Genomic DNA, 12,438 nt, shown 5'->3' with positions numbered 1-12,438 from the left:
CCCGGATCCTTTTCACTCCGGCGAATCCGACATCGCCGATCGCACCGACTCGCCGTGCCGATCCGCCCATTCGCCCAGGGCGTAGATCGGAATGAGCAGATCGCGTCCGGCTTCGGTCAGTTCGTATTCGACCCGGGGCGGCGCCTCGGCGTAGCGGCGGCGCTCGATGAGGGTCATGGTCTGCATCCGGCGCAGCGTTTGGGTGAGCATCTTCTGGCTGATGCCGCCGATGGCGGTGCGCAGGTCGCCGGGGCGCATCGGGCCGTCGCGCAACATGTAGACGATGACCGCGAGCCAGCGGTTGCCGAACAGGTCGACCCCGAGTCGGGCCGGACAGTCGGCCTCGAAATCGCCATAGGGCGCGAATTCCACCGGTTCGGCATGTTCGACCGTCATGTCACCAGCCTGCCATCGTCATTGCGCACCTTCGGGTGCCTATCGAAATCCTTAGCGTCGGTGCCGAATACATCCGAACCAGGAGTTGATATGCGAATCGGAATCATCGGGGCGGGCGCGATGGCGAAGGCACTCGGCGGCGGCTGGGCCGCGGCCGGTCACGAGGTCGTCATCGGCGCGCGCTCCCGCGCGGCCGCGGATGCGCTGGCGGCGACCATCGGACACGGAGCGCGGGGCGGAAGTGTCGGAGCGGCTGCGGAATTCGGTGCGGTCGTGCTGTTGGCACTGCCGGTAAGTGCCCTTGACGAGGTACTGGATGAAATCGGCGGAAAACTCGCCGGGCGGACGGTGATCGACTGCACCAATGCTTTCCTGCCGGACCAGGCCGCGCCGGAAGGAGTCCCGGCGTTCGTACTGTCCGAGGACGCGGTCGCCGCACGCATCGCGGCAACGGTTCCCGAGGCGAATGTGGTGAAGGCCTTCAACGTATGCGCCGCGGAGGTGTGGGAATCGCGGGCACGGGTGTTCGAGAACCGCAGACTGGCCGTGCCGATCTGCGGTGACGCCGCTGCCGCAGTAAAGCAGGTCGCGACACTCGCGGAAGATATCGGACTGCAACCGATTTCGGCGGGCGGACTGCATCGCGCCAGATATCTCGAGGCCACCTCGGTCTTCACCGTCGGTCTCTGGTTCGGCGGCGCTGATGCCCGCGCGATCTTCCCGCCATTGGAAGCGGCCTTCGCCGTGGCCGACTAGCGACCGGACCCGGTCCGAGCGTGCACGACCGCCCATACCCCGCGTTTCGAGCATGAATGCGCGAGAGGTGCACGCTCGGGCCGGATACGGCTTACCAGCCCGGGTTCCCCCGCACCGGGATATTCACGAAACTCGGCCGATTCGGATCGAGTTGCAGATATTGTGGTTTCAGGCCCGTATCGATCAGCATCGGCAGTACCGGCAGGCCCTTGGGGAAGTTGCCCGCGAAGACATCCACGCGCAGGCGGTGGCCGGGCCGCAGAATCGCCTCGGTGGCGGGCAGGGCGATATCCAGGGTCGTCTCCTCCCCCGGCACGGTCGGCTGACGCAGGTCCAGCGAGGTATAGGGGCGCGGGTCGGTGTAATCGCCACTGACGGAACGGGTGCTGTTCGCCTCGTCGACCTGACGCAGCGACGCCATCAACTGGCCCGAGGAGAGCACGGTGGACTGTCCGTCCGGCGCGACATCGTTCACCGTGACCACCCAATAGCCGTCGGCGGCGTCCTGAACGGTATTGAGGTGCGCGGCGATTCGGCCGGAAATGGTGGTCGGTTCGGCGACCGGGTCGCTGGTGAAGGTGAGCCCGTTCAGCTCCGCGATCCGGGAGTCCTTGGCACAGCCATCGATGATCGAGAGGAAACCCGCACTACCCTGCGCTGCGTCGTTGGAGCACAGGGTAGTCAGGCCTGGCGCGACCGTGAGCCGCGCCGAGTCCGGGCTCGCCGCGGCGAGCAACGATCCGTCGTACCGGCTGTTCGCGGTGCCACTTCCGTTGGCGGACAGATACATTCGGCGATATTCGGCATCCTGGGATCCGGTCCGCGGATCGGCGAACGAGTCGGTGGTGATCCAGCCGCCACCCTGCTGCCGCAGGGTGATCGGACCATACTGATCGATACCGTTGTCGATTCCCTTGAGCCACTTGTCGAACCACGCGCGCTGCAATACGTCCAGCCGCGGCGGCAGGCCGGGCTTGCCGTATTCATTGCCGGAGCCGACGTGGTAGGTATTGCCCATCAGCAGCTGCTTCTGGCCAGCGGGCAGCGGAATCTCGTTGTAGATCTTGGATTCCGAGTAGGTGAACAGATCGTGCCAGCCGCCGGTGACGAAGGTGGGCACCTGAATCCTGCTCGGATCGCTGAGCCAGGCCGCGCGCGCGGCCGACGAACCGGTCAGCAGTTCCTTGGCGCGCGGGTCCAGGTCCTCGATCCGGGTGGTGCTGTAGACATTGAGCAGCACGTCCATGAAGGTGAACGGATCCTTGGCACGATCCGCGAGCCACTTCATATCGAACTGTCCGTTGAGCATCGACGCGACATCCGGAACGAGCTTGAGGCCGTTGATGGCGGTCAGCCACAGCGGAATGAAGTTGAAGCCGAAGCCGCCGCCGGGTGCGAGCACATCGTTGACCAGGTCACTGCCCGGCACGACCGGGAAGATCGCCTTCAGCGCGGGCGGGTGCATCGCGGCCACCTGGACCTGATTGATACCCGAATACGACAGGCCGTTCATGCCGATGCGGCCGTCGGACCATGGCTGACGCGCGGCCCAGTCGATCACCTCGAGGGTGTCCTGCTGTTCGCGCTGGCGCAGCATGTCCCAAATGCCCTGGGAGAATCCGGTGCCGCGCACGTCGACCACGACCTGGGTGTAACCGCTCTTGATGAGCTGCCGGTCGACCGCGAAGTTGCGCAGTTCGCCGCCGCCGAAGGATTTGGTCAGATCGGTGACGCCGGAGAGCGGGGTCCCGCTGAGGTCGATCTGGCGGAACAGTTCGATCAGCGCATCGGACAGGCCCGGAATGGACATCGCGCTGTCGGCGATGTTGGAGACCAGTTTGGTGTACGGGGTCAGGTTGACCACCGTTGGCGTCGGGGTGTCGATCGGGCGACCCGCCGCATCCGCCGGACGGTACACATTGCCCTCGAGGACGGTGCCGTCGCTCATCGTGATCGGGATATCCCATTGGATATTCACATTCGGGTACTGCTGGGGACCGTCCTCGGCCGCGACCCAGGCGGCCCCTGCCGCGCCGCCGTCGGGACCGGACGGTTCCGGCTCGGCGATCGCGCTCTGGGTGACGAATGGAATGAGCACCGCCGTGGCGACTGCCGCCACTGTGGCACGCAACATTGTCTGCATCAGGTGGTGATCCGCCTCTCGGACTGGTCGAACGACCAGAGCTTACATACCGACGAGTAGGTTCGAACTCCGGGTTACATGAATTTCGGGTCGAATACTGGTTCACATACAGCACCAGGCACCGCATAAAGCTTGCGCAAGGCTGAGGAAACCCCCACCAACCTGCAGAATTCACACTAACCCAGGCGAGAGCAGCTAACCGCTCGCGACGCGCGCCCCAGTTCCATCCCCGGTCGAGGCAAACGGCGTGTCACCACCTGAAACGGCGACGCGCCGCGACCGAATCCGGTCGCGGCGCGTCGCTCGAGGTGCTTACTTGCCGCCCTGGCTGGCGACGGCCGCGGCACCCGCGGCGGCGGCCTCGGGGTCGAGGTACTCACGCGGACGAATCGGGCGCAAGTTCTCGTCCAGCTCATAGCGCAGCGGGATACCGGTGGGAATGTTCAGCCCGGCGATATCGTCATCGGAGATCCGGTCCAGATGCTTGACCAGCGCGCGCAGCGAATTGCCGTGTGCCGCAACGAGAACGGTCTTGCCCGAGAGCAGATCCTTCGAGATGGTCGACTCCCAGTACGGGACCATCCGGTTCACCACATCGAGCAGGCATTCGGTCTTCGGGACGTCGATGCCGTCGTAGCGCGGGTCGCTCTCCTGGCTGTACTCGTTGGCGGGGTCGATGGGCGGCGGCGGGGTGTCGTAGCTGCGCCGCCACAGCATGAACTGCTCGTCGCCGTACTGATCGCGGACCTGCGCCTTGTTCTTGCCCTGCAGATCGCCGTAGTGGCGCTCGTTGAGGCGCCAATCGCGCACCACCGGGATCCAGTGCCGGTCGGCGGCGTCCAGCGCGATATTCGCGGTGCTGATCGCGCGACGCAGCACCGAGGTGTAGACGATATCCGGCAGGATGCCGTGTTCGGCCAGCAGTTCCCCGGCGCGCTTGCCCTCGGCGATGCCCTTATCGGTCAGGTGCACATCCACCCAGCCGGTGAAAAGGTTCATGGCATTCCATTCGCTCTCGCCGTGGCGCAGCAACACGAGGGTGTACGTCATGCAGGCCATTCTGGCATGTGCGCGAACCGGGCTCACACCCGTTCCCACTGCTCAGGAGATGGCATCGGCGGTATCGTGGCTCGCCGCGAGCACACCGGCGCCAACCAGGGTGGCGCCATTGGTGATTCGCGACGGCACCACCCGCAGCTCGCCCAGGAAGTCCAAACCCGCGTGCCGGGTCACGGCCGCGCGCAGCGGTTCCCACAGTGGTTCGCCCGACTGCGCGAAGCCGCCGCCGATCACCACCCGGTCGATATCGAGTGTCGAGGCCGCGGAGGCGATGGCAGTGCCGAGCGCGGTTCCGGCCCGGTGCAGCGCGGCCAGCGCGATCTCGTTGCCGGTATGCGCGGCCTTCGCCAGTGCGGCGCCGGTCTCGCCGCGCCAACCCTGTTCGCGCGCCCAGCGCACCGACGACATGCCGCTCGCAATCGCCTCGACACAGCCGACGCCGCCGCATTCACAGGGCACATCCCAACCCGGCACCACGATGTGGCCGACGTGTCCGGCATTGCCGGTGCGCCCGAGCAGCACCCGCCCGTCGGCGATGATGCCGCCGCCGATGCCCGAGGAAACCGTCATGGCCAGGCCGTTCGGAATGCCGCGCAGCGCGCCGACGTGATGTTCGGCCAGGGCGAGGCAGGCGCCGTCCATAGCGAATCGCACTGCGGCCGAAGGGAACAGCCGCTGCACTTCGGCCACGATCGGAAAGCCCGGCTTCCATTCCGGAATGTTCAGCGGCCTGGTGACACCGGTCCGCACATCGACCGGCCCGGCCGAACCGATGCCGATCGCCGAAACCGTCGCGTCACCGGCGACTTCCAACAGCAGCTCGCGACATGCCGCCCACACCGACTCCGGTGGCACATCGACCCGCCGCACATCACGTACCTTCCGGCCCGCGGAGACGACCCCGGCGGCGAATTTCGTCGCACCGATATCCAGAGCAAGAACCATCATCGCCGGGCAGCCTTTCCTGTACCTCGCGGCATTCCCACAGCGCGATTGTCGCCTACGCCGAGCGCGTCGGCGTCGGATCGACGTCGACGAACCCTGCTCGGATCCGGACCCGGCCGCTGTCTCCGCACGCACGGTCGCGGACTCACACCAGGTCTGCGTTCACCCGCCGCCTGTGCATCCACAGTCGCGGACTCACACCGGGTCCGCATTCACCACAGCGGGTTCGCACCCGGGCGAACTCAGGGTTGGTCGGCGGTTTCCACCAGATGCTCGAAGGCGCGCAAGTTCTGCAGGGATTCACCGCGCGATACGCGCCACTTCCATTCCCGGCGAATGGATTCGGCGAAGCCGAGTTCCAGCAGCACATTGAAGTCGGCGTCGACGGCCTCCAGGATCTGGCCGAAGATCCGGTCCAGTTCGTCGGGGGTGACGGCGTGCGTGGCCATGCGGCCGACCAGGTAGATATCGCCGACGCGATCCAAGGTGTAGGCCACCGCGTAGAGGCGGCGGTTGCGGCGCAGCAAGAATTTGTAGACGCCCTCGAAGTTCTCGTCGGGCTTTCGGCAGACGAACGATTCGATCCGCAGTCCGTGCTTGCCGACGGTGAGCATCACGGTGGTCTTGAGTTTGCGCTCGCCGGGCAGGATGACGACGAAGGTCTCCTGGCTGGGCTGGGTGTACTCGATTTCGCGCTCGCGCAACGTTTCGTCGATCAGCTGCGCGGTCGCGGCTACCGTGCTCATCGGTGCGCTCCCGTCCGGCGCCGCCACAGCGCCCGCGATCTGGCCTGACTGCTCTCGCCGAGGAGAACAGCACTGCGTTCCCCCGCGAGGGTAGTGCGTTCCTCGGCCCGCGCGGCCTCGAAGACCCGGCCGCGGCCGGTGCGCAGCGCGCGGAAATCGGCCAGCGCCGCCGAATAACTGGCGAGCAGTCCGTCCGCGGTGTGCTCCCAGGAGAAATGCCCCGCGTGCTCGACCGCGCGCAGCCCCATCCGGCGTAGTCGCTCGCCGTCGTCGAGCAGGTGGCCGAGGGCATCGGCCCAGTCCGGCGTCCGATGCCCGGGCACCAGCAGGCCGGTCTCACCGTGGCGCACGGCGGTGCCGAGTCCGCCCACATCGGCCGCGAGTACCGGGGTTCCGCTGGCCTGCGCTTCGATGGCGACCAGACCGAAGGATTCGTTGTAGCTGGGCACCGCGACCAGGTCGGCGGCCCGATACACCTGCACCAGGCGGTCCGGCGGCTGCGGCGGCAGGAAGGTGACGTGCTCGGCGATGCCGAGCGCGGCGGCGAGTTCGATCAGTGCGTCGGGGCGCTCCAGTCCGGTGCCGGACGGCCCGCCGACGATGAGCACCCGCAGCTTGCGCGACGGATCGCGGTAGAGCAGCTCCGCGGCCGCGCGGACCAGCACATCCGGGGCCTTGAGCGGCTGGATGCGGCCGATGAAGGCGACGATCCGCTCGTCGGCGGCCAGCCCCAATTCGGCTCGGGCCGCGGCCTTTTCACCGGGACGGTAGCGAGTCAGATCCGCGCCGGGCGGTACCACATCGATGCGCTCGGGATCGGCGCCGTACAGCTCGATGAGCTGGCGTGCCTCCTCCGCGGTGTTGGCGACCATCCGATCGGCCTCGGCGATCACCTGCTTTTCGCCGATCTCGCGGGTCGCGGGTTCGGGGCAGTCGCCCTCGGCCAGCGCCGCGTTCTTCACCGCGGCCAAGGTGTGCGCGGTGTGCACCAGCGGCACCCGCCAGCGGTCCCGCGCAAGCCAGCCGACCTGACCGGAGAGCCAGTAGTGCGAATGGACGAGGTCATAGTGACCGGGCAGGTGTCTGGCCTCTTGGCGCAGCACCTCGGCGGTGAACGGGCACAGCTGGGTCGGCAAGTCGTGCTTGTCCAGTCCCTCGAACGGGCCAGCCACCACATTGCGCACCAGGACCCCCGGGGCCGCCTCCTGGACCGGCGGCACGTTCGAGGAGGTGGCCCGGGTGAAAATCTCGACCTCGGTGCCGCGTCGGGCCAGCTGAAGGGCGGTTTGCAGCACATAGACGTTCATGCCGCCCGCATCACCGGTGCCCGGTTGAGCAAGTGGTGAGGTGTGCACCGATAACACGGCGATCCGATTCGGCCGTAGGTCCGGGCGTTGACTCACACCATCCATAGTGCACGTTGGATTGCCCAACTCAGACGCCGTAACCGGGGCGAGTGACAGTCGTCACAGCAGTTTCGTGAGGGTTCTCACGCGCGGTGCGGATATCCGTCCGGCGCTGATCTTGTGCACCGCGACAGGACCAGTCTGCTCGAGCCGAGCGCGCGACGCCAGCGAATTTCGGACGGCTAATTCAGATCATCGATGAACGCGCTCACCTCGGCGACGAAGCGGGCGCGATCCTCGATGAACAGTCCGTGCTGCGCGTCCGCCCAAAACGAGCCGCGGCCGTCGGGCACCGCGTCGAGGATGTAGCGACCGTTCTCGATCGGCACCACCGGATCCTTGGTTCCGTGCAGGACCAGCACCGGAATGTCCAGGGTGCGTAGCGTTTCGGTGTTGTCGACGGTCCGGTAGAACAGCGCCTTGCGCACCCGAGGCGGCGTGCCGAGGCTCGCGCCGAAGATGCGCTGCGCATCGACGCCCTTATCCGGACCGGGTCCGGTATTCGCATTGCCGAAGGCGCCGAATGCACGCAAGGCACGTCCCGCACTTTCCTCGAAGACACCGGGAATGGCCTGATGCATTGCCGAACCGGTCTGCGCTCCGGGTGCGCGGCCGATATTGGCCATCGAACCCGAGTAGACGACCCCCGCGACCGCGCCGGTGCCGTAGGCGCTCAGATAGTCGCTGATCACGATGCCGCCATAGGACCAGCCGAGCAGCACCGCACCGGAATCGATGCCCTCGGCCGCCAGCACCGCGGCGATATCGGCGGCCCAGTTCTTCGGATCGTCGTAGCCGGTCTCCGGCGCGCCGGAGTAGCCGTGGCCGCGCAGGTCGACGGCGAGCACCCGGAAGCGCTCGGCCAGGTCGTCCGCAGCCGCACCCCAGCACTGCAGATTGGCCGACCAACCGTGCACCAGCAGCAGTGGCCTGCCGTCGGCCGGACCGCTGACCCGATAGACGATGCTCGTTCCGTCCGCACTGACCGCTTCCCGAATAGCCATGTCACCGAGGCTAACGGCGGCCGGTCCGATGCGGTGATCCGGGCAACTGCCGGACTCACCAGCAAACCACCTGCACTTAGGATCGGATCCATGAGCATTCGCACTGCCGTCGTGACCGGAGCCAGCTCGGGAATCGGCGAGGCCACCGCCAGGGAGCTCGCCAAACAGGGCTATCACGTGATCGTCGGCGCGCGAAGGCTCGATCGGCTGCGGCGCCTCGCCGACGAAATCGGCGGTACCGCACTAGAACTCGATGTGACCTCGGAAGATTCCGTGCGCGCGTTCACCGATGCGGTCGAGAACGCCGATGTGCTCGTCAACAACGCGGGTGGGGCGAAGGGGCTGGCCCCCGTGGCCGAGGCGGATCTGGACGACTGGCGCTGGATGTGGGAAACCAATGTGCTCGGCACGCTGCGAGTGACCAAGGCCTTGCTGCCGAAGCTGATCGCGTCGGGTGACGGGCTCATCGTCACCATCACCTCGGTCGCCGCCTTCGAGGCCTACGACAACGGGTCCGGCTACACCTCGGCCAAGCACGCACAGGCCGTACTGCACCGAACATTGCGCGGCGAATTGCTCGGCCAGCCGGTGCGGCTCACCGAAATCGCCCCCGGCGCAGTCGAAACGGAGTTCTCGCTGGTGCGATTCGCCGGGGACGAGGAACGTGCGGCCAAGGTGTACGAGGGCATCGATCCGCTGGTGGCGCAGGATATCGCGGAGATCATCGGGTTCGTGGCGTCGCGACCGTCACATGTGAATCTGGACCAGATTATCGTCAAGCCGCGTGACCAGGCCGGTCCGGGACGCTTCGCTCGCCGCGGCTGACGTAATCGGCGATACTCCATCCGAATCGAACGTTTCTCGATTGCTGAAAATTCGCTCATCCTTGGCGCGAACGTTAGCATCGGGTGCTTGAAACGCGTTTAGACCGGATTGGAGTAGCTCGGCTCATGCTCAAGGGTTTCAAAGATTTCGTGATGCGCGGCAACGTTATCGATCTCGCTGTCGCGGTGGTCATGGGTACCGCGTTCACCGCGGTGGTGACAGCGGTGACAAAGGGAATCATCAACCCGCTGCTCGCGGTATTCGGTAAGACCAATGAGCTGGGACTCGGCGTTCAGCTGGTCTCCGGTAAACCGGCCACCTTCATCGCGATCGGGCCGATCATCACCGCACTCATCGATTTCGTGCTGGTCGCAGCGGTGCTGTACTTCGTGCTGATGGTGCCGATGAAGACACTGAAGAACCGCTTCGGCACCGCCAAGGTGGCCGAGCCGTCCGAAATCGAATTGCTCATCGAGATTCGCGATCTGCTCGCCAAGCAGCAGAAGGATTCGATCGTCGATGCCGAATCGTTCGGTGCGGACGGTGCGCTCGTCAAGGAGAATGCGCGGTAATCGCCACGCATTTCGCCCCCGCACGGTTCGTCCGAGCGGGGGCGATTTTCGTTATGCGCCGACGTATGCCGCCAGATGTTCGCCGGTGAGGGTGGCCCGCTCGGCGACCAGGTCGGCGGGCGTGCCCTCGAAGACGATCTTGCCGCCGTCGTGGCCCGCGCCGGGACCGAGGTCGATGATCCAGTCGGCGTGCGCCATGACCGCCTGGTGGTGCTCGATGACGATCACCGACTTACCCGAGTCGACCAGCCGGTCGAGCAGGCCGAGCAGCTGTTCGACATCGGCGAGGTGCAGGCCGGTCGTCGGCTCGTCGAGGACGTAGACGCCACCCTTCTCGGCCATATGGGTGGCCAGCTTGAGCCGCTGCCGCTCGCCGCCGGACAGCGTGGTGAGCGGCTGGCCGAGGGTGAGATAGCCGAGTCCGACATCGGCGAGCCGGTCGAGGATCTTCTCCGCGGCCGGGGTGCGCGCCGCGCCGTCGCTGAAGAACTCCTGCGCCTCGGTCACCGACATCGCGAGTACTTCGCTGATATCGCGGCCGCCGAGGTGGTACTCGAGCACCGCGGCCTGGAACCGCTTGCCCTCGCACTCCTCACAGGTGGTCGCGACACCGGCCATCACCGCCAGGTCGGTGTAGATGACGCCCGCGCCGTTGCAGTTGGGGCACGCGCCCTCCGAATTCGCACTGAAAAGTGCTGGCTTGACGCCGTTTTCCTTCGCGAATGCCTTGCGGATCGGATCGAGCAGTCCGGTGTAGGTCGCCGGATTGCTCCGGCGGGAGCCGCGGATCGCGCCCTGATCGACGGACACGACGTCCGCGCCAGGGGGTATCGATCCGTGCACGAGTGAGCTCTTACCCGAGCCCGCGACGCCGGTGATGACGGCGAGCACACCGAGCGGAATATCTACATCGACATCACGCAGGTTGTTCGTCGATGCACCGCGAATCGCCAACGCGCCGTTGGGCTTTCGTACCGTTTCCTTCAACGCGGCCCGGTCGTCGAAGTGGCGGCCGGTTACGGTGCCGCTGCCGCGCAACCCATCGACGCTGCCCTCGAAGCAGACGGTGCCGCCGCCCGTACCCGCGCCGGGCCCCAGGTCGACGATGTGGTCGGCGATGACAATCGTCTCCGGCTTGTGCTCGACGACGAGCACCGTATTGCCCTTGTCCCGCAGCCGCAGCAGCAGTTCGTTCATCCGTTGGATGTCATGCGGATGCAGACCGGCGGTCGGCTCGTCGAATACGTAGGTGACGTCGGTGAGCGAGGAGCCGAGGTGGCGGATCATCTTGACGCGCTGCGCCTCACCACCCGACAGCGTGCCCGCGGGCCGTTCCAACGATAGGTAGCCCAGCCCGATCTCCACGAACGAGTCGAGGGTGTGCCGCAGCGAGGTCAGCAGTGGCGCCACCGACGGCTCCTTCAGTCCACTGACCCATTCGGCCAGATCGCTGATCTGCATGGCACAGGCGTCGGCGATGCTGATGCCCTTGATCTTCGACGATCGCGCCAACTCGCTCAGCCGGGTGCCGTCGCATTCCGGGCAGACCTGAAAGGTGACCGCCCGCTCCACGAAGGCGCGGATATGCGGCTGCAGCGCGTCGACGTCCTTGGCCAGCATCGACTTGCGGATCCGCGGGATCAGACCCTCGTAGGTCAGGTTGATGCCGTCGACCTTGATCTTGGTCGGTTCCTTGTAGAGCAGATCGTTGAGTTCGCGCTTGTTGTACTTCTTGATCGGCTTATCCGGATCGAAGAAACCACAGCCGGTGAAGATGCGCCCGAACCAGCCGTCCATGCTGTAGCCGGGGATGGTGAGCGCGCCCTCGTTCAGCGATTTGGTGTCGTCGTACAGCTGGGTCAGATCGATATCGTTGACCGAACCCCGGCCCTCACAGCGCGGACACATACCGCCGGTGATGCTGAAACTGCGGCGCTCCTTCACCGTCTTCCCGGCACGCTCGATCGCGACCGCACCCGCACCGCTGATCGAGGCGACATTGAACGAGAACGCCTGCGGTGAGCCGATATGCGGCTTTCCGAGTCGGCTGAACAGGATGCGAAGCATGGCGTTGGCGTCGGTGGCGGTGCCGACGGTGGAGCGCGGATCGGCGCCCATGCGCTGCTGGTCGACGATGATCGCGGTGGTCAATCCGTCGAGCACGTCGACCTCTGGCCGCGCCAGAGTGGGCATGAAGCCCTGCACGAAGCTGCTGTAGGTCTCGTTGATCAGCCGCTGCGACTCTGCGGCGATGGTGTCGAATACCAGCGAACTCTTGCCCGACCCGGAAACCCCGGTGAACACCGTCAGTCGGCGCTTCGGGATTTCGATGCTTATGTCCTTGAGGTTGTTCACGCGTGCGCCGAGCACGCGGATCAGATCGTGGCTGTCGGCAGCGTGCGTTCGCGTATCCGTCTTCTTGGCCATCTGCTCGGTTCTCCATCTGGTTGCGCGGGCCGCATGCGCGGTCTCCGTCGGAGTCGACTAGCTCGATCTAATCAGCTTCGAGCAGTGCGTTTCGGTTACTTCTGCGGCGGTGGTCGTGGCAATTGCCCGGCTCGACGCCGGTGACCAGCGGTCGCCACC

Annotated in this window: 11 protein-coding genes; 3 read left to right on the top strand and 8 right to left on the bottom strand. The window is 66.0% G+C overall.

Annotated features, from left to right (window positions below; genetic code table 11):
- Positions 1–12: 12 nt before the first annotated feature.
- Positions 13–396: a winged helix-turn-helix transcriptional regulator gene (locus NA5_RS08375; RefSeq protein WP_062983693.1), complete on the bottom strand. Its 384-nt coding sequence runs from the start codon at positions 394–396 to the stop codon at positions 13–15.
- Between the two features lie 90 nt (positions 397–486).
- Here NA5_RS08375 and NA5_RS08370 point away from each other — a divergent pair, with 90 nt between their 5' ends.
- Entirely contained in the window at positions 487–1,152 is a 666-nt protein-coding gene (locus NA5_RS08370; protein ID WP_062983692.1) for an NADPH-dependent F420 reductase, read from the top strand.
- Between the two features lie 91 nt (positions 1,153–1,243).
- On the opposite strand, the gene NA5_RS08365 is transcribed toward NA5_RS08370, so the two are convergent.
- From NA5_RS08365 to NA5_RS08340, 6 genes are all read right to left on the bottom strand, one after another.
- Positions 1,244–3,295, bottom strand: a complete 2,052-nt coding sequence (locus NA5_RS08365) for a CocE/NonD family hydrolase (RefSeq protein ID WP_062983691.1) — start codon at positions 3,293–3,295, stop codon at positions 1,244–1,246.
- Between the two features lie 312 nt (positions 3,296–3,607).
- Positions 3,608–4,345 (bottom strand): phosphoglyceromutase, encoded by a 738-nt coding sequence (locus NA5_RS08360; RefSeq protein WP_062983690.1) that lies wholly within the window; start codon positions 4,343–4,345, stop codon positions 3,608–3,610.
- A gap of 51 nt (positions 4,346–4,396) precedes the next feature.
- Entirely contained in the window at positions 4,397–5,302 is a 906-nt protein-coding gene (locus tag NA5_RS08355; protein WP_062983689.1) for an ROK family protein, read from the bottom strand.
- A gap of 239 nt (positions 5,303–5,541) precedes the next feature.
- Positions 5,542–6,045 (bottom strand): type III secretion system chaperone family protein, encoded by a 504-nt coding sequence (locus tag NA5_RS08350; protein ID WP_062983981.1) that lies wholly within the window; start codon positions 6,043–6,045, stop codon positions 5,542–5,544.
- Positions 6,042–7,457 (bottom strand): D-inositol-3-phosphate glycosyltransferase, encoded by a 1,416-nt coding sequence (gene mshA / locus NA5_RS08345; RefSeq protein WP_174555211.1) that lies wholly within the window; start codon positions 7,455–7,457, stop codon positions 6,042–6,044. The genes NA5_RS08350 and mshA overlap by 4 nt, the downstream gene beginning before the upstream one ends.
- Before the next feature lie 176 nt (positions 7,458–7,633).
- Positions 7,634–8,455, bottom strand: a complete 822-nt coding sequence (locus NA5_RS08340) for an alpha/beta fold hydrolase (protein ID WP_062983687.1) — start codon at positions 8,453–8,455, stop codon at positions 7,634–7,636.
- Positions 8,456–8,545: 90 nt separating this feature from the next.
- Here NA5_RS08340 and NA5_RS08335 point away from each other — a divergent pair, with 90 nt between their 5' ends.
- Both NA5_RS08335 and mscL read left to right on the top strand, forming a co-directional pair.
- Positions 8,546–9,280: an SDR family NAD(P)-dependent oxidoreductase gene (locus tag NA5_RS08335; RefSeq protein ID WP_062983685.1), complete on the top strand. Its 735-nt coding sequence runs from the start codon at positions 8,546–8,548 to the stop codon at positions 9,278–9,280.
- A 125-nt stretch (positions 9,281–9,405) separates the two neighbouring features.
- Positions 9,406–9,852: a large conductance mechanosensitive channel protein MscL gene (gene mscL, locus NA5_RS08330; protein ID WP_062983682.1), complete on the top strand. Its 447-nt coding sequence runs from the start codon at positions 9,406–9,408 to the stop codon at positions 9,850–9,852.
- 51 nt (positions 9,853–9,903) lie between these two features.
- Here mscL and NA5_RS08325 read toward each other — a convergent pair whose 3' ends face one another.
- Positions 9,904–12,279 carry an ATP-binding cassette domain-containing protein gene (locus NA5_RS08325; RefSeq protein ID WP_062983680.1) on the bottom strand — a complete coding sequence of 792 codons (2,376 nt, stop codon included), beginning with the start codon at positions 12,277–12,279 and terminating at the stop codon, positions 9,904–9,906.
- Positions 12,280–12,438 lie beyond the last annotated feature (159 nt).

Source organism: Nocardia anaemiae NBRC 100462 (assembly GCF_001612725.1).
GTDB classification, from domain to species: domain Bacteria; phylum Actinomycetota; class Actinomycetes; order Mycobacteriales; family Mycobacteriaceae; genus Nocardia; species Nocardia anaemiae.
This window is presented reverse-complemented; position numbering and strand designations above follow the sequence as displayed.

What these genes read in the sequence shown, in the direction of transcription:
- NA5_RS08375 (WP_062983693.1), bottom strand. Translation starts at nt 396, where the DNA reads ATGACGGTCGAACATGCCGAACCGGTGGAATTCGCGCCCTATGGCGAT.
- NA5_RS08370 (WP_062983692.1), top strand. Translation starts at nt 487, where the DNA reads ATGCGAATCGGAATCATCGGGGCGGGCGCGATGGCGAAGGCACTCGGC.
- NA5_RS08365 (WP_062983691.1), bottom strand. Translation starts at nt 3,295, where the DNA reads ATGCAGACAATGTTGCGTGCCACAGTGGCGGCAGTCGCCACGGCGGTG.
- NA5_RS08360 (WP_062983690.1), bottom strand. Translation starts at nt 4,345, where the DNA reads ATGACGTACACCCTCGTGTTGCTGCGCCACGGCGAGAGCGAATGGAAT.
- NA5_RS08355 (WP_062983689.1), bottom strand. Translation starts at nt 5,302, where the DNA reads ATGATGGTTCTTGCTCTGGATATCGGTGCGACGAAATTCGCCGCCGGG.
- NA5_RS08350 (WP_062983981.1), bottom strand. Translation starts at nt 6,045, where the DNA reads ATGAGCACGGTAGCCGCGACCGCGCAGCTGATCGACGAAACGTTGCGC.
- mshA (WP_174555211.1), bottom strand. Translation starts at nt 7,457, where the DNA reads ATGGATGGTGTGAGTCAACGCCCGGACCTACGGCCGAATCGGATCGCC.
- NA5_RS08340 (WP_062983687.1), bottom strand. Translation starts at nt 8,455, where the DNA reads ATGGCTATTCGGGAAGCGGTCAGTGCGGACGGAACGAGCATCGTCTAT.
- NA5_RS08335 (WP_062983685.1), top strand. Translation starts at nt 8,546, where the DNA reads ATGAGCATTCGCACTGCCGTCGTGACCGGAGCCAGCTCGGGAATCGGC.
- mscL (WP_062983682.1), top strand. Translation starts at nt 9,406, where the DNA reads ATGCTCAAGGGTTTCAAAGATTTCGTGATGCGCGGCAACGTTATCGAT.
- NA5_RS08325 (WP_062983680.1), bottom strand. Translation starts at nt 12,279, where the DNA reads ATGGCCAAGAAGACGGATACGCGAACGCACGCTGCCGACAGCCACGAT.